This window comes from Clavibacter michiganensis subsp. insidiosus, from assembly GCF_002240565.1.
Taxonomy (GTDB): Bacteria; Actinomycetota; Actinomycetes; order Actinomycetales; family Microbacteriaceae; genus Clavibacter; species Clavibacter insidiosus.
The window spans coordinates 1,586,816-1,602,690 of sequence record NZ_MZMO01000001.1 but is presented as its reverse complement, the minus strand read 5'-3'; the positions used below and the strand labels follow the sequence as shown (position 1 = coordinate 1,602,690).

The window sequence follows — 15,875 nt, the reverse complement described above, 5'->3', positions numbered from 1 at the left end:
CCCGCGCCCGGGTCGTCAGCGGCGACGGGCCACGAGGCCCGCGAGGTAGGACACCTGGCCGGCATGCTGCAGGTCGTCGGAGAGCACGCTGACGAGGCGGGCGCCGAGCGTCACGGGCGGGGTCCAGTCCTCGTCGACCACGCGGTCGAGCTCCGCGGCGTCGAGCCCGGCGAGGTAGGACAGCGTGGCCGCCTGCACGGCGTCGAGGTATCCGAGCAGCAGCTCCGCGGTGACGCCCTCGAGCGATGCGACGTCCTCGGGCGGCTGCCCGTACCCGGTCGCCGTCTCGTCGAACGGGAGGGCGAAGCGCCCCGCCCATCCCCCGGCCGTCCACGTCTGGTCCCGGCTGGCGACGTCGGCGACCTGGGCGTCCTGCACGCGGGCGAGGTGCCAGACGAGCCAGCCGACGGAGTTGGCCTCGGGATCCGGACGGAAGGCGAGGTCGTCGGCGCCGAGGCCGTCGACGGCGTCGCGGACGATCTCGGCGATGCGCCCGTAGGCGTCCACGAGCAGGTCGGTGGCGGGGATCATGGTGCTCCTCGGGTCGTGGAACGAGCGGGCCAGCGGGCGCGGTCGCCCCTCCATCCTGCTCCGGGTCGCCGGCATGGCAGGCTCGCAGGATGACGCGCCTCTCCCCCGACGCCCCGTTGTCGACGCCCGACGACGACGCCTGGTGCCCGTGCACGAGCGGCGATCCGTACGGCGCCTGCTGCGGTCCGCTGCACCGGGGAGACGCGGAGGCGCCGACCGCCGAGCGGCTGATGCGCTCACGGTTCTCCGCCTACGCCCGCGGCGACGCGTCGTATCTCGCGCGCAGCTGGCACCCGTCGACGCGCCCCGCGGAGATCGACCTCGACCCGTCCGTCCGCTGGTTCCGGCTCACGATCCACCGCACGGCGCTCGGCGGGCCCGACGACGCGACGGGCGTCGTCGACTTCGAGGCGGCGTTCCGGCACGACGGCGAGCGCGGCAGCCAGCGGGAGGCGAGCCGCTTCGTCCGGCAGGCGGGATCCTGGGTCTACCTCGACGCCCTCTGACCGCCCCGGCCGGGAGAGCCTCGTCAGGCCTCCCCGAACCCCGACTCGATCAGCTCGACCAGCGCGGTGACGGCCTCCTCGGCGTCGTCGCCCGTGGCCTCGATCACGACGTGCGCGCCGCGGGTGAGGCCGAGGGCCATGACGCCGAGGAGCGACGCCGCGTTCTGCCCGTTGACGGTGACGGCCGCGGAGTAGGCCGAAGCGCGCGTGACGAAGTCGGCGGCGGGACGCGCGTGCAGGCCGTCGCGGTTGACCAGGGTCGCCTCGCCGCGGACGGTGCCCGACCCGCCAGCCGGTGCGGGCTCGGTGCCGTCGGCGCGGGGATCCGGCGCGAGGCCCGCGTCGGCGTCCTCCGCGGCGTCCGCGCCCACGGCCGAGGCGGCGGCCGCGGCCACGTCCTCGAGGGAGCTGCCCGTCTCGGCGGCGACCGCGGCGGCGACCGCGCCCTCCACCAGCGGCGCGCGCACCACGAGGACGCGTGCGGCGGCATCCTCGTCGAGCAGGTCGACCGCGGTCTCGGCCGTGAGGTACGCGGATCCGAGGTCGGCGAGCACGACGACGCCGTCGCCGCCCTCCGCCTCGGCGAGCGCCGCGGAGACGACGTCGAAGCTGGTGCCGATGCCCGCGTCGTCGCGCGTGCCATCGCCGGATCCGCCCGCCGGCACGAGCGCGATGGTCGGCGCCATCTGGCGGGCGAGGTCGACGAGCCCGTGCGCGATGAGGGCGCTGTGGGAGACGAGGACGATGCCGACGCTCACGACGCGGCCCCCTCGGCGGCGCGGGCCGTCGCGGCCGCGGCGCGCAGGATGAACGCGGACGACTGCGCGCCCGGATCCCGGTGCCCGATGGCGCGGTCCCCCAGGTAGGACGCGCGTCCCTTGCGGGCCACGAGCGGCTCCGTCGCCTCCGCCCCGCGCGCGGCGGCGTCGGCGGCGGCCTCCAGGGCGTCGGCCGGGCTCGATCCCGCGTCGGCGGCCGCACGCGCGGCCTCGGCGGCGGGACCCCACGCGTCCACCATCGTCTTTTCGCCGCGCTCCGCCTTGCCGCGCAGGACGATGCCGCCCACCGCCGCCTCGAGGAGGTCGGCGATCGCGGACGCGTCGAGGTCGGCGCGGCCCGCGACGGCCGCGGAGGCCTTGAGGTAGGCCGTGCCGAGCAGCGGGCCGGACGCGCCGCCGACGGTGGAGATCAACGTGGTGGCGACGGTCTTCAGCGCGTCGGCGGGCGCGGCGTCGGACGCCAGGCCCGCCAGCTTCTCCGTGACGGCCCCGAAGCCGCGGTCGAGGTTCTCGCCGTGGTCGCCGTCGCCGATCTCGCGGTCCAGCGTGATGAGCTCGCCGCGCTGGTCAGCGACGACGCGCGCCGCCTCCGTGATCCAGGCGACGACCCAGTCGGTCCCGAGTGCCATGAGCTACCTCCCCCACCGCAGCGCGGCGGTCTGCACGGGCGAGTCCCACAGGTCGACGAGCTCGTCGTCGAGCAGGAGCACCGTGAGGGACAGTCCCTCCATGTCGAGGGCCGTGACGTAGTCTCCCACGAGGCTGCGGGCGACCGTCAGGCCGGCCTCCTCGAGCACGGCGGCCGCGCGACGGTACGCGATGTAGAGCTCGGACAGCGGCGTCGCGCCCATCCCGTTCACCATCAGCAGCACGCGGCTGCCGGCCGGCGCGCCGAGGTCCTCGAGCACCGGGTCGAGGAGGCGCTCCACGATGGCGTCCACCGGCTCGAGGGGCAGCTTGACGCGGCCGGGCTCGCCGTGGATCCCGATGCCGATCTCCATCTCGTCGTCCTCCAGCGCGAAGCTCGGCTCGCCGGCGTGCGGGACGGTGCACGCGCGGATGGCGACGCCCATGCTCCGCACCTGCCCGACCACCCGCTCGGCGATCGCGGCCACGGCGTCGAGGTCGTCCCCGCGCTCCGCGGCGGCGCCCGCGATGCGCTCCACGAGCACGGTGCCCGCGACCCCGCGGCGGCCGGCCGTGTACAGGGAGTCGGTGACCGCGACGTCGTCGTCGACCACCACCGTCCGCACCCGCACGCCCTCCGCCTCCGCGAGCTCGGCCGCGGTCTCGAAGTTGAGGACGTCGCCCGTGTAGTTCTTCACGATCTGCAGCACGCCCGCCCCGCCGTCCACGGCGAGGGTGGCGGCGACGACGGGATCCGGGGTCGGGCTCGTGAACACCGGTCCGGGCACGGCGGCGTCGAGCATGCCGTGGCCCACGAACCCGGCGTGCAGCGGCTCGTGCCCGCTGCCGCCGCCGCTGACGAGGGCGACGCGCCCGGGTCGGGTGGCGTCCGCGCGCCGGACGAAGAGCGGGTCGGCGCTCAGGACGACCAGGTCGGGGTGGGCGGCGGCGAAGCCCTGGACGGCCTCGTCGGCCACCGCCCTCGGTTCGTTGATCAGCTTCTTCACGGCCGGCTCCTCGCGGGTCCCGAGCGGCCGCTCGGCCGCCGCGCATCCGAGCCGGATCGAGATCGGGACTCGGTCGGCGGCGACTCGGGCGTGCCGCCAACATACGCCCGGCGGGAGGAGCTGCGACAGCCCCGCGGACCCTCCCCCGCGGGCAGGGATGCACGTCGCGGAACGGCCAGCCGGGACGGGGCCGCCCTCGCCGTCGGCACTAGATTGGAGGCACCGCGACGATGCGGAAGAGGTCGCCCCCGCGCCTCGACGAACGATCGGAGCACTACGCAGTGGATCTTGGAGTCATATTCCTGTCGGAGACGGTGGGCACCGCCCTCCTCGTCCTCCTCGGATGCGGAGTCGTGGCGAACGTCGCGCTCATCAAGTCGAAGGGGCTCGCCGGCGGCACCCTGATGGTCAACTTCGGCTGGGGCCTCGCGGTCTTCGCCGGTGTCACCGTCTCCTACGCGTCCGGCGCGCACCTCAACCCGGCCGTCACGCTCGGCCTCCTCGCCGCCGGCAAGATCGAGGATGTCGCGAGCGTCCCCGTGTACATCCTCGCCCAGATGGTCGGCGCGATCATCGGCGCCGTCTTCTGCTGGCTCGCCTACAAGCAGCACTTCGACGAGGAGCCCGACGCGGCCACCAAGCTCGGCGTCTTCTCGACCGGCCCGTCCATCCGCAACTACGCGTGGAACCTCGTCACCGAGATCATCGGCACGTTCGTGCTCGTCATCGTGATCCTCGGCTTCAGCCTCGCGAACAACCCCGACGCGGACGCGGCCACCCCCGCCGGCCTCTCGGCCCTGGGCGCGATCCCCGTCGCGCTCCTCGTGGTCGGTATCGGCGCGTCCCTCGGCGGGCCGACCGGCTACGCCATCAACCCCGCCCGTGACCTGGGGCCCCGCATCGCGCACGCGATCCTCCCCATCAAGGGCAAGGGCTCGAGCGACTGGTCCTACGCGTGGGTCCCCGTCGTCGGCCCCGCCATCGGCGGTGTCCTCGCCGGCCTCGCGTCCTACGCGCTGCTCCCCATCCTCTAGAACCCCGACCCTCATAGGAGAGACCACATGAGCGAGAAGTACATCGTCGCCATCGACCAGGGCACCACCAGCACGCGGGCCATCGTCTTCGACCACAGCGGATCCATCGTGTCCACCGGCCAGCTCGAGCACGAGCAGATCTTCCCCCGCGCTGGCTGGGTCGAGCACGACCCGATGGAGATCTGGCGCAACACGCGCGAGGTCATCGGCCAGGCGCTGTCCAAGGCCGACATCACGCGCCACGACGTCGAGGCCGTGGGCATCACCAACCAGCGCGAGACCGCCGTCGTGTGGGACCGCACCACGGGCAAGCCCGTCTACAACGCCATCGTCTGGCAGGACACCCGCACCCAGAAGATCGTCGACCGCCTCGCGGCCGACGGCGGCGTCGAGCGCTTCAAGCCCACCGTCGGGCTGCCGCTCGCCACCTACTTCTCGGGCACCAAGATCGTCTGGATCCTCGAGAACGTCGACGGCGCCCGCGAGAAGGCCGAGGCCGGCGACCTCATGTTCGGCACGACCGACACCTGGGTGCTGTGGAACCTCACGGGCGGCACCGACGGCGGCGTGCACGTCACCGACGTGACGAACGCGTCCCGTACGCTCTTCATGGACCTCGAGACGCTCCAGTGGGACGACGAGATCCTCACGGCCTTCGACGTGCCGCGCTCGATGCTCCCCGAGATCAAGAGCTCCTCCGAGGTCTACGGGCAGGTCGAGTCGTCGAGCCTCCTGCGCGAGGTCCCCATCGCGGGCATCCTCGGCGACCAGCAGGCCGCCACGTTCGGCCAGGCCGCGTTCGACCAGGGCGAGTCGAAGAACACGTACGGCACCGGCAACTTCCTGATCTTCAACACCGGCACCGACATCATCCACTCGCAGAACGGCCTCCTCACGACGCTCGGCTACAAGCTGGGCGACGCCGAGCCGCATTACGCGCTCGAGGGATCCATCGCGGTCACGGGCTCGCTCGTGCAGTGGATGCGCGACAACCTCGGCCTGGTGTCGAGCGCCGCGGAGATCGAGACGCTCGCGGCCACGGTCGAGGACAACGGCGGCGTGTACTTCGTCCCCGCCTTCTCGGGCCTCTTCGCGCCGTACTGGCGCTCGGACGCCCGCGGCGCGCTCGTCGGCCTCACGCGCTACGTCAACAAGGGCCACATCGCCCGCGCCGCGCTGGAGGCCACGGCCTTCCAGACGCGCGAGGTTCTCGACGCGGTCAACGCCGACTCGGGCGTCGACCTCACCGAGCTCAAGGTCGACGGCGGCATGATCGCCAACAACCTGCTCATGCAGTTCCAGGCCGACATCCTCGGCGTGCCGGTCGTCCGCCCCGTCGTCGCGGAGACCACCGCGCTCGGCGCCGCGTATGCCGCGGGCCTCGCCGTCGGGTTCTGGAAGGACCTCGACGACCTCCGCCAGAACTGGCAGGAGGACAGCCGCTGGACGCCGGACATGGACGACGCCGAGCGCGAGCGCCAGCTGCGCCTCTGGAAGAAGGCTGTCACGAAGACCTTCGACTGGGTCGACGACGACGTGCAGTAGACCGCACCCGCACGATCCGCGCGCCCCGTCAGCATCGCTGGCGGGGCGCGCGGCGTGTCCCGGCGTCTCCCGGCGGTCCCTCGGCCGCTCGCGGCCGCGTCAGAGGAGCGTCGGCTGCCCGCCGTCCGCGGGCGCGTCATCGACGGGCGCGACGAGGTCGGGCCCGTCGTTCCGCACGCTGTTGACGCGCGTCGACACGAGCCGCGGCACGAGGTGCGGCTCCGGCAGCGAGCCCAGCAGGTGCCGCACGTCGTCGACGGCCGTCGTGCCCGCGTCCAGCCAGTCGTCCAGGCGGTCGCGCGGCACGACCACGGGGGTGCGGTCGTGGATGTGCCCGAGCGCGTCGCTCGCCGCGGACGTGATGATCGCGAGGCTCCGCAGCCATGCGCCGGGCTCCCCGTCCGGGACGGCCGGATCCCGCCAGTGCTCGTACACGGCGGCGAACGCCAGCGGGCGCTCGTCCTCCGCGTGCAGGTAGACCGGCTGCTTCCCGGACGCGGTGGCCTGCCACTCGTAGTACCCGTCCGCCGGCACGACGGCCCGCCGTGTGAGCACGGCCCTGCGGAACGTCGGCCTCTCGGTGACCGTCTCGACGCGCGCGTTGATGAGCGGCGCCCCCTGCACGGCCTTCGCCCACGGCGGGACGATCCCCCACCGGGCGCCGGTCACGACGCGGCGGACGTCGCCGCCCGGGTCGCCGTGCGGATGCCGGTCGGCGACCATGCGGACCGTGGTCGTCGGGGCGACGTTCCACGAGGGGACCGGGTCGTCGCCCTCGACGTCGTCGACCGCCCATTCCCCGACGAGGTCGGCCGTCGCCCGCGCCACCACGAATCTCCCGCACATGCGTCCATCATCCGCCGCACGCGCGACATCGACCGCGTCGCCGTGGATCAGGCGCGCGTCGCCGCCGCCCACTCCTCGAGCTTCGCGGCGGCGCGGCCGGAGTCCACCGCGTCGGCGGCGACGGCGACCTTCTCGCGCAGCCGACGCACCATGGGCTGCTGGACGCGCGTCGGATCCCCCATCAGGTCGAAGGCCTCGAGGCCGGCCGCCGCGTTCAGCAGCACGACGTCGCGCTGCGGACCCGGCTCGCCGGCGAGGACGCGGCGGATCACCTCCGCGTTCTCCTCCACCCCCGCGCCGAGGAGCGACTCGATGGGAGCGCGCGGGATCCCGAGCTCGAGCGGGTCGAGGTCGTGCTCCGTGACCGCGCCCCGGCTGACCTCCCAGATGTGGCTGTGCCCGGTGGTCGTCAGCTTGTCGATGCCGTCGTCGCCCCGGTACACGAGCGCGGTGGCGCCGCGGGTCCGGAAGACCCCCACCATGAGCGGGACGCGCGACAGGTCGGCGACGCCGACGGCGGACGCCTCGGGGCGTGCCGGGTTGCAGAGCGGCCCGAGCACGTTGAACAGCGTCGAGATGCCGAGGTCGCGCCGGGTGGCCGCGGCATGGCGGAAGCCCGGGTGGAAGAGGGCGGCGTGCGCGTACGTGATGCCGGTCTCGCGGAGCACGGCGGCGACGCGCTCGGGCGCGATGGTGAGGTCGACCCCGAGCGCGCCCAGCACGTCGGACGCGCCGGAGGGCGAGCTCGCCCCGCGGTTGCCGTGCTTGATGACGGGGATGCCCGCGGCGGCGGCGATCACCGACGCCACCGACGAGATGTTGAGGACCGCGCCGTAAGGGTCCCCTCCCGTCCCCACGATGTCGAGCGCACGCGGATCCGCGTCGAGCGGCAGCGCCTCCTCGAGCACCGCGTCGCGGAAGCCGACGATCTCGTCGACGGTCTCGCCGGAGGCCCGCAGCGCGACCAGGAGGCCGCCCAGCTGCGCGGGAGTCGCCTCCCCGCGCATCACCTGGCGCATCGCCCAGGTGGACTCCGACACCGAGAGGTGGCGCCCCTCGATGAGCGTGGTGATGAGCGCGGGCCAGGTCGGGGCGGAGGGCATGGCGATCAGCCTAACGAGCGGCTGGATCGGATCTCACGGGCGGCCGGGGTGGGCATCGGGTGTCGTCGGCCTGGGTCATAATGGAACCTGTGACGACCACCTCAATCTCCCCAATATCGACCGCGCCGGTGGTGAACCGGCCGAACACGGTCGCCGTCGGCACCATCGTGTGGCTCGGCAGCGAGGTGATGTTCTTCGCGGGTCTCTTCGCGATCTACTTCACCCTGCGTTCCACGTCCGGTGCCCTCTGGGAGTTCGAGGCGGGCCGCCTCAACGTGCCCTTCTCCCTCGTGAACACGCTCATCCTCGTGTCGAGCTCGTTCACGTGCCAGTTCGGCGTGTTCGCGGCCGAGCGCCTGCAGGCGCGGGCCACGGGCTGGAAGCCCAGCCAGTGGGGCACGGTCGAGTGGTTCTTCCTCACCTACGCCCTCGGCGCCATCTTCGTCGTGGGTCAGATCTTCGAGTACGCCACCCTCGTCACCGAGGGGATCACGCTCGGCAGCAATGCCTACGGCTCGGCGTTCTACATGACCACGGGCTTCCACGGCCTCCACGTCACCGGCGGCCTCATCGCCTTCCTCCTCGTCATCGGCCGCATCTTCGCGGTCCGGTCGATGGGGCACAGGGAGGCCACGAGCGCCATCGTCGTGTCCTACTACTGGCACTTCGTCGACGTGGTCTGGATCGGGCTCTTCCTGGTCATCTACGTCCTCAAATAGCACCGAGCGGGAGCAACAACCACAGCATGAGCACCAAGACAGCACGCGCCCGTCGAACCGGTCGCCGCAGCCCCCTGACCACCATCGCCCTGCTCGCCATCGGCCTGCTCGCCACGGGTGGCGCCTACTCGATGATCCAGTCGGGCACCGCGTCGGCCGAGGTCGACCTGAAGTCCGCGCAGACCATCGACGAGGGCCAGAAGCTCTTCGGCTCCAACTGCGCCACCTGCCACGGCATGGACGCGACCGGCACGGGCGTCGCCCCGAGCCTCATCGGCGTCGGCGCGGCGTCCGTCGACTTCCAGGTCGGCACCGGCCGCATGCCGCTGCAGGGCACCACGGTCCAGGCACCGGAGAAGCCCACGCAGTTCACCGACACCCAGGTGAAGCAGCTCGCGGCGTACGTCGCCTCGCTCGCTCCCGGCCCGGCCATCCCCGACGGCCAGTACCTCGACGGGAAGGGCGACGCCGCGAACGGCGCCGAGCTCTTCCGCATCAACTGCGCCATGTGCCACAACGTGGCGGCGGCAGGAGGCGCCCTCACGGAGGGCAAGTTCGCCCCCAGCCTCGAGGGCGTGGCCCCGGTCCACATCTACGAGGCCATGGTCACCGGCCCGCAGAACATGCCGGTCTTCAACGACACCAACATCTCCCCCGAGGACAAGCGCGACATCATCACGTCGCTGCAGTACATCGAGGAGAACAGCACGGTCGGCGGCGCGAACCTCGGCGGGCTCGGCCCGGTCTCCGAGGGGCTCTTCATGTGGATCTTCGGCCTCGGCGGCATCGTCGCCCTGACCGTGTGGCTCACGGCCCGGTCCAACTGACGCCCGCATCGATGACCAGCACCAGAACACAGGAGAGGCACGTACATGGCACACGACGATAAGGACGAGTCGGGCGTCGTCCCCGCGGGCTACGACGCCGGCGAGCTCGAGCCGGCAGGCCGCGACGTCGTGCTCGCCGGCGGCACGGCCGTCGCCACGCGTGACGCCTTCCAGAACCCCGGCTTCCCGGAGCACCGCCTCCGCGTCACCGACAAGGACCCGAAGAAGGCGAAGACCGCCGAGCGCGTCGTCTACACGTGGTTCTACCTGTCCATCGTCGGCAGCGTCTTCGCGATCGGCGCCTACTTCGGCTTCCCGATCTACGCGGACGACCCCGGCAGCGTGCGCCTCAACAACCTCTTCCTCGGCGTAGGCATCGCGCTGGCGCTCCTGAGCCTCGGCATCGGCGCCATCCACTGGTCCAAGGCACTCATGAGCGACCACGAGCTGATCGACGAGCGGCACCCTCAGGGCGGCTCGCCCGCCACGCAGGCCCGCGCCGTCGAGATCTTCGCCCAGGCGAATGAGGAGTCCGGCTTCGGTCGTCGCTCCCTCATCCGCAACAGCCTCATCGGCGCCCTCGTCGCCTTCCCGCTCCCGGCCGTGATCCTCTTCCGCGACCTCTACCCGGGCAGCGCCGAGGAGCCCGCCTCCGCCCTCAGCCACACGCTGTGGAAGAAGGGCGAGGTACTGACCCGCGATCCCTCCGGCACCCCCATCAAGGCGTCGGACGTCACGATCGGCTCGGCGTTCCACGTCATCCCGGCCTCCCTCATGGAGCTCGAGGTGGGCAAGCTCGAGGAGAAGGCCAAGGCCGCGGTGCTGCTCATGCGACTCCGCCCCGAGGACCTCGTCGAGACGCCGGAGCGCAAGGGCTGGTCCTACGACGGGATCGTCGCGTACTCCAAGGTCTGCACGCACGTGGGTTGCCCGGTGGCGCTCTACGAGCAGCAGACCCACCACCTGCTCTGCCCCTGCCACCAGTCCCAGTTCGACGTGACCAACCACTGCGAGGTCATCTTCGGACCGGCCAAGCGGCCCCTGCCGCAGCTGCCCATCGCCGTCAACGACGAGGGCTACCTCATTGCACAGAGTGATTTCACCGAGCCCGTAGGGGCGAGTTTCTGGGAGCGTCGTGGTGACTACAACAGCTGATCCGACCACGACGGGTGCTGCCGCGCCCGCCGCCAAGAGCGGGGGCGGCCTCACCGCCGCCGCTGCCACCTACCTCGACGAGCGCACCAGCGTCAGCGTCGCCGTCAAGGAGTTCGGGCGGAAGATCTTCCCGGACCACTGGTCCTTCATGCTCGGCGAGGTGGCGCTCTACAGCTTCGTCGTCATCCTGCTCACGGGCACGTGGCTGACCTTCTTCTTCAACCCGTCGATGGCGGAGACGCACTACGCCGGCTCGTACGCGCCCCTCAAGGGCGTCGAGATGTCCGTCGCCATGTCGTCGTCGCTCGACATCTCGTTCGACATCCGCGGCGGCCTGCTCATGCGGCAGATCCACCACTGGGCCGCCCTGCTTTTCGTGGCGTCCATCGGCCTGCACATGCTGCGCATCTACTTCACGGGTGCGTTCCGCAAGCCGCGCGAGCTGAACTGGTTCATCGGCTTCGTCCTCTTCATCCTCGCGATGGCCGAGGGCTTCACGGGCTACTCGCTCCCCGACGACCTGCTCTCCGGCAACGGCCTGCGCATCATCGACGGCATGGTGAAGGGCATCCCGGTCATCGGCACGTGGATCTCCTTCCTGCTCTTCGGCGGCGAGTTCCCGGGCACGCACATCATCCCGAGGCTCTACACGCTGCACATCCTGCTGCTGCCGGCGATCCTCGTGGCGTTCCTCGCGCTCCACCTCCTCTTCGTGGTCGTGCACAAGCACACCCAGTTCGCCGGCCCCGGCCGCACGAACGAGAACGTGGTCGGCGTCCCGGTCCTCCCCACCTTCGCGGCGAAGGCAGGCGGGTTCTTCTTCGTCGTCTTCGGCGTGATCGTCGTCATGGCGTCGTTCTTCACGATCAACCCGATCTGGAACTACGGGCCCTACGATCCCTCGCCCGTTTCGGCGGGAACGCAACCCGACTGGTACATCGGATTCGCCGACGGTGCGCTCCGCCTCGTTCCGCCGGGACTCGAGTTCGTGCTGTTCGACCACACGTTCTCGTTCAACATCATCCTGCCGATCACGGTCCTGGGTCTGTTCATCGTGCTCGTCGCGCTCTACCCCTTCATCGAGGCGTGGATCACGGGCGACAAGCGCGAGCACCACATCCTCGACCGCCCGCGCAACGCCCCGACGCGCACCGCCATCGGCGCCGCTGGCGTCACGTTCTACGCGGTCCTCTGGTCCGCGGCGAGCTCCGACCTCATCGCCACGCACTTCAAGGTGTCGATGGAGGGCGTCATCCACACGCTGCAGGCGCTGCTGATCCTCGGACCGGTCATCGCCTACCAGGTGGCCAAGCGCATCTGCCTGGCGCTCATGAAGAAGGACCGCGAGATCGCCCTGCACGGCGTCGAGTCGGGCCGCATCGTGAAGCTGCCCGGGGGCGAGTTCATCGAGGTGCACGAGCAGCTCGACGAGTACGAGCGCTGGCGCCTGGTCAGCTTCGACGGCTACAAGCCGCTCATGATCCGCCCGGACAGCCGTGGACGAATCACGGTCAACCAGCGGGCCCGCGCGGCGCTGTCCAAGTGGTTCTTCGAGGACCGGATCTCCCCGGTCACCACGAAGGACGTCGAGCGCAGCGACCACCACTAGGCGCCACTTCCGCTCGCGCTGACGCACGAGCACGACCGAGAGCCGGTCCGGCCGTACGCCGGACCGGCTCTCGTGCGCGCGGGTCCGAACATCGCCCACCACCACACGAGGAGCACCCGTGGATCTCGTCCGGCTCGCGTCGTGGCTCCGCTGCCCGACCTGCGGCGACGACCTCCACGCCGTACCGCCGCTCGTGATCCGCTGCGACCGCGGCCACTCCGTCGATGCCAACAAGCGCGGGTACGCGACGCTCCTCGCACCGGGCACCCGGGTCACCGGCGACACGTCCGAGATGCTGGCGGCACGCGACCGGTTCCTCGAACGCAGCCACTACACGCTGCTGGTCGACGCGCTCGTCCAAGCGATCGCCGCGGTCGTCGGGGGCCCCTCCGGCTCCGCCGCCGACGCCGGACCCCGCTTCCTCGACGCGGGCTGCGGGACGGGGCACTACCTCCGTGCCGTGCTCGACCGGTCCGCCGGCGCGATCGGTCTCGCCGCCGACCTCTCCCCGGCGGCCGTCGCGATCGCGGTGCGCGGCAGGCGGGACGTCGACGGCCTCGTGGCCGACACGTGGGCGGGGCTCCCCGTCCGCGACCGCGCCGCCGACGTGATCCTCGACGTGTTCGCGCCTCGCAACCTGCCCGAGTTCCACCGGGTCCTCTCCCCGGCGGATACCTCGCCATCGTGGCCGCCGGGCCGCGGCACCTGGCGGAGCTCCGCGCCCAGGGCCGCGCCGTGGGCGTGCAGGAGGACAAGCGGGAGCGGATCCTCGAGGCGGCGGAGCCCCTGTTCGACGCCGTCTCCGAGACGCACGTGAAGAGCGTCCTGGACCTCTCCGACGACGACGTCGCCCTGCTCCTGGCCATGGGCCCGTCCGCGCACCACCCGAGCGGACCGCATGCGACGGCCCCCAGCTCCTCCGACGCCGCGGCGTCCCCGGCCGCCACCGCGCGGCAGAGCGTCACCGTCGACGTCATGATCCACGTCCTCCGCCGACGCGACATCGACACGGCGAGCTGAGGCGGACGAGCGAGGAGCTGGCCGATCCACGCCGCTCCCCGTCCCGACCGCGTCACCGGCACCCGGCCCCGGGTAGCGTGGCGAGGGTCAGACTGCTGCTGTCCGGGGGGAAGCGGAGAGCTCGGCGTCGCCCTCCGGAGAGGAGCCCCGCCCTCGCGACGGGCCGATCCCCTGCGGATCCCCCGCCGGGCCCGACCCAGGGAACACGGACCGCGCCTTGCTCGACTCGCCCACCCTCCGCATCGCCTTCGGCGTCACCACCCTCACGCTGTTCCTGCTCTTCGCCCTCGTCACCTTCCGCAGCACCCGATCCCCGTTCAGCTTCTGGTGGTGCGCCGCGCCGGCCCTCTTCATGGGCGGCTCGCTCGCCTACCTGCTGGACGGCACGGCCGCGCAGGTGTGGGGCAACCCGCTCGGGAACGGGCTCATCGTCGCCGGGGCCGCATCGGTCGGGATAGGGAGCCGGTCCCTGCGCGGCCGGGCGACCCCCTGGTGGCTCGTGGTGGCCCCGGCGACCTCATCACGGCCGTGTCCGCCACGGACTCCCCCGCCACCAACGACTGGTCGGGCGGGCCGCTCTACCTGGCCATGATGGCCGGGCTCATCGGGATGTCCACCCGCGAGATCGTCATGCTCGACGCGGGGCTGTCCCGGACCAGGTGGCCGCTCATCCTGGCGTCGGGAGCCCTGGCGACCTACTACGCTGTCCGCACGGTCGTCTTCCTCGGCGCCGGCCCCCGCGGCGACGTCTTCACGACGTGGTTCGGCACGCCGAGCACGACGCTCATCACTCTCGTGCTGCTGGTCGTCGTGTCGTTCAGCATGGCGTCGCTCAGCGGTGAGCAGGTCGCGAAGATGTTCGCCGCCCGGGCCGCGACCTCCCGGCAGGAGCTCGTCGACGGGGGCGGCGTGCAGCTCCGCCTCCTGCCGCAGTCCGTCCCCGACCTGCCCGGCTACGGCGCGGCCGGGACCTGCGTCCCAGCGGTGCGGTGAGCGGCGACTTCTTCGACTGGCAGCGCACCCCGGACGGCCTGGTCGTCACGCTCGCGGACGTGATGGGCACGAGCGTGGGCGCGGCCAGGATCGCCGCGACGGTCCGCGCCGCGCTACGCGTCGCGTCCTCAGCCCTCGACCCGGCCCGCACGCCCTCCGTCGTGGACCGGGCGGTCGAGGCGGACCTCGACGCCAACGACGCCTTCGTCGCCCTCCTGCACATGCGCTTGGACGTCCGCACCGGCGAGGTCGCGCTGGTGGACGCGGGGCACGGGCTCTCCGTCGTGTGCCGCGCCGATGGCACGCGGGAGGCCGTGCCGTCCCGGAACCTGCCGCTGGGCGTCCTGGGCACGCAGGAGTGGTCCACGACGCGACTCCGCCTCGATCCCGGCGACATGCTCCTCGTCTGCAGCGACGGGGTCCTGGACCTCTTCGACGGGACGGGAGACTCCATGGACACCGCCGCCCGCACCGCCGCGGACGCCGATCGCACCGCCGCCGCCGCGGTGGCGAGCCTCACGCGCATGGCGACGTCGACCGCGCCGCCCGACGACGTGACCGTCGTGGCCATCCGACGGGCCGCGGCCCCGCTCTGAGGCGCGCGGGCGCCGCTTGCGCGCTCGAGGGCTCGCATGCCCGTCGGCGCATCTCGCCCCGGACGCGTCGATGCCCGGGCCTCGAGGGGACCGGGCATCGACGATGCTGCACCGCCCGGCTAGCGCAGGAGCTTCTTGTAGAACTCCGCCGTGCGCTCGTAGCCGAGGCGCTTGTAGAACTCTCCGGCACGACGCGTGCTCATGGTGATCTGCCCGACGCCGCGATCGCCGCACAGGCGCTCGACCGCACGGACCAGGCCCGAGCCCGTCCCGGCGCTGCGGGCCGTGGTGTCCACCACGAGCTCCTCGAGGTGCGCGCTCAGCCCGCCCGCGTACAGGAGCCGCGATACGACGAGGTACGCGTACCCCACGACCGTGCCCGCGTCCTCCGCGACGAGGAGGACGTCGCGACCCTCGTCCTTGTTCGCCCGCAGGATGTGGGAGAAGGTGACGTCGAAGTCGTCCCGCGTCGCCGGGGCGTTGATCATGTCGAGCTGCTGGCACAGCGCGAAGACCGCATCGCCGTCCGTGGCCTGGGCGTGCCGGATGTCGACCATCGGATCAGCGGGCGAAGTAGCCGCGGTAGTACTCGTAGGTCCAGCCCACGAGCGCGATGAGCGCGAGCCCGCCGCCGATGATGGCGATCCAGATGCCCACGGCGAGGCCGAGGAACACGGACGCGGCACCGGCGGCGAGGATCACGGGCCACCAGCTCCACGGGCTGAAGAAGCCGAGCTCAGGGTCGCCGTCGTCGACGTTCGCGTCGCTGCGGTCCTCCGGGAGCTCGCCGTTCTGCGCCGCGTAGAGACGGGCCACGAAGAAGCCGATGAACGCGGCCAGCGCCCCGGACAGCGCGATGGCCAGCGTGCCGACCCACTCCACCTCACCGGTGTCGATGATGTGCCAGATCGTGTACGCGGCCGCCGCGATGACGAAGAAGACCGCGAGGACGTAGAACAGGTTCCTATTGGCGCGCAC

20 protein-coding genes are annotated in these 15,875 nt (G+C 72.0%); 12 read left to right on the top strand and 8 right to left on the bottom strand.

Annotation, left to right across the window (positions count from 1 at the left end; translation table 11 throughout):
* Positions 1-15: 15 nt before the first annotated feature.
* Positions 16-531, bottom strand: coding sequence for a mycothiol transferase (locus B5P21_RS07830; RefSeq protein ID WP_045528224.1), 516 nt, complete (start codon positions 529-531; stop codon positions 16-18).
* Positions 532-620: 89 nt separating this feature from the next.
* Here B5P21_RS07830 and B5P21_RS07825 point away from each other — a divergent pair, with 89 nt between their 5' ends.
* Positions 621-1,037, top strand: a complete 417-nt coding sequence (locus B5P21_RS07825; protein ID WP_045528226.1) for a YchJ family protein — start codon at positions 621-623, stop codon at positions 1,035-1,037.
* Between the two features lie 23 nt (positions 1,038-1,060).
* On the opposite strand, the gene dhaM is transcribed toward B5P21_RS07825, so the two are convergent.
* The 3 genes from dhaM to dhaK are packed head-to-tail and all read right to left on the bottom strand — an operon-like array spanning position 1,061 to position 3,450.
* Positions 1,061-1,795: a dihydroxyacetone kinase phosphoryl donor subunit DhaM gene (gene dhaM, locus B5P21_RS07820; RefSeq protein ID WP_045528227.1), complete on the bottom strand. Its 735-nt coding sequence runs from the start codon at positions 1,793-1,795 to the stop codon at positions 1,061-1,063.
* Positions 1,792-2,445 carry a dihydroxyacetone kinase subunit DhaL gene (gene dhaL / locus B5P21_RS07815; protein ID WP_045528228.1) on the bottom strand — a complete coding sequence of 218 codons (654 nt, stop codon included), beginning with the start codon at positions 2,443-2,445 and terminating at the stop codon, positions 1,792-1,794. Before dhaL ends, dhaM begins: the two co-directional genes overlap by 4 nt.
* Positions 2,446-2,448: 3 nt before the next feature.
* The gene (gene dhaK, locus B5P21_RS07810; protein ID WP_045528229.1) at positions 2,449-3,450 is read right to left on the bottom strand and encodes a dihydroxyacetone kinase subunit DhaK; all 1,002 of its coding nucleotides are present in this window, start codon (positions 3,448-3,450) and stop codon (positions 2,449-2,451) included.
* A 230-nt stretch (positions 3,451-3,680) separates the two neighbouring features.
* On the opposite strand from dhaK, the gene B5P21_RS07805 reads away from it, so the two are divergent.
* Positions 3,681-4,484: an MIP/aquaporin family protein gene (locus B5P21_RS07805; RefSeq protein WP_172457227.1), complete on the top strand. Its 804-nt coding sequence runs from the start codon at positions 3,681-3,683 to the stop codon at positions 4,482-4,484.
* Positions 4,485-4,511: 27 nt separating this feature from the next.
* The gene (glpK, locus tag B5P21_RS07800) at positions 4,512-6,029 is read left to right on the top strand and encodes a glycerol kinase GlpK (RefSeq protein ID WP_045528230.1); all 1,518 of its coding nucleotides are present in this window, start codon (positions 4,512-4,514) and stop codon (positions 6,027-6,029) included.
* Between the two features lie 99 nt (positions 6,030-6,128).
* Here glpK and B5P21_RS07795 read toward each other — a convergent pair whose 3' ends face one another.
* Positions 6,129-6,875: an SOS response-associated peptidase gene (locus B5P21_RS07795; RefSeq protein ID WP_045530357.1), complete on the bottom strand. Its 747-nt coding sequence runs from the start codon at positions 6,873-6,875 to the stop codon at positions 6,129-6,131.
* 47 nt (positions 6,876-6,922) lie between these two features.
* Positions 6,923-7,978, bottom strand: coding sequence for an anthranilate phosphoribosyltransferase (trpD, locus tag B5P21_RS07790; protein ID WP_045528231.1), 1,056 nt, complete (start codon positions 7,976-7,978; stop codon positions 6,923-6,925).
* Positions 7,979-8,058: 80 nt separating this feature from the next.
* Between trpD and ctaE the strand changes: the two genes are divergently transcribed.
* The 9 genes from ctaE to B5P21_RS07750 all read left to right on the top strand — a co-directional run bounded on the left by ctaE (position 8,059) and on the right by B5P21_RS07750 (position 14,897).
* Complete coding sequence (gene ctaE / locus B5P21_RS07785) at positions 8,059-8,697, top strand: aa3-type cytochrome oxidase subunit III (RefSeq protein ID WP_080939309.1); 639 nt, start codon at positions 8,059-8,061, stop codon at positions 8,695-8,697.
* 26 nt (positions 8,698-8,723) lie between these two features.
* Positions 8,724-9,524: a cytochrome bc1 complex diheme cytochrome c subunit gene (gene qcrC / locus B5P21_RS07780; protein ID WP_015490499.1), complete on the top strand. Its 801-nt coding sequence runs from the start codon at positions 8,724-8,726 to the stop codon at positions 9,522-9,524.
* A 45-nt stretch (positions 9,525-9,569) separates the two neighbouring features.
* Complete coding sequence (gene qcrA, locus B5P21_RS07775) at positions 9,570-10,679, top strand: cytochrome bc1 complex Rieske iron-sulfur subunit (protein WP_045528233.1); 1,110 nt, start codon at positions 9,570-9,572, stop codon at positions 10,677-10,679.
* Positions 10,663-12,288 (top strand): cytochrome bc1 complex cytochrome b subunit, encoded by a 1,626-nt coding sequence (qcrB, locus tag B5P21_RS07770; protein WP_094171409.1) that lies wholly within the window; start codon positions 10,663-10,665, stop codon positions 12,286-12,288. The genes qcrA and qcrB overlap by 17 nt, the downstream gene beginning before the upstream one ends.
* Before the next feature lie 118 nt (positions 12,289-12,406).
* Positions 12,407-13,105, top strand: coding sequence for a methyltransferase domain-containing protein (locus B5P21_RS07765; RefSeq protein WP_236688659.1), 699 nt, complete (start codon positions 12,407-12,409; stop codon positions 13,103-13,105).
* On the top strand, positions 13,102-13,308 hold the full coding sequence (locus tag B5P21_RS17270) for a hypothetical protein (RefSeq protein WP_236688660.1): 207 nt from the start codon (positions 13,102-13,104) through the stop codon (positions 13,306-13,308). The genes B5P21_RS07765 and B5P21_RS17270 overlap by 4 nt, the downstream gene beginning before the upstream one ends.
* A 217-nt stretch (positions 13,309-13,525) precedes the next feature.
* Complete coding sequence (locus B5P21_RS16830) at positions 13,526-13,900, top strand: hypothetical protein (protein WP_144407219.1); 375 nt, start codon at positions 13,526-13,528, stop codon at positions 13,898-13,900.
* Positions 13,837-14,301, top strand: coding sequence for a hypothetical protein (locus B5P21_RS07755; RefSeq protein ID WP_133064178.1), 465 nt, complete (start codon positions 13,837-13,839; stop codon positions 14,299-14,301). The genes B5P21_RS16830 and B5P21_RS07755 overlap by 64 nt, the downstream gene beginning before the upstream one ends.
* Positions 14,298-14,897 (top strand): PP2C family protein-serine/threonine phosphatase, encoded by a 600-nt coding sequence (locus B5P21_RS07750; RefSeq protein WP_052663206.1) that lies wholly within the window; start codon positions 14,298-14,300, stop codon positions 14,895-14,897. Before B5P21_RS07755 ends, B5P21_RS07750 begins: the two co-directional genes overlap by 4 nt.
* A 119-nt stretch (positions 14,898-15,016) precedes the next feature.
* Here B5P21_RS07750 and B5P21_RS07745 read toward each other — a convergent pair whose 3' ends face one another.
* Positions 15,017-15,454, bottom strand: a complete 438-nt coding sequence (locus tag B5P21_RS07745; protein WP_045528237.1) for a GNAT family N-acetyltransferase — start codon at positions 15,452-15,454, stop codon at positions 15,017-15,019.
* A 4-nt stretch (positions 15,455-15,458) separates the two neighbouring features.
* Positions 15,459-15,875 carry a cytochrome c oxidase subunit 4 gene (locus B5P21_RS07740; RefSeq protein WP_045528239.1) on the bottom strand — a complete coding sequence of 139 codons (417 nt, stop codon included), beginning with the start codon at positions 15,873-15,875 and terminating at the stop codon, positions 15,459-15,461.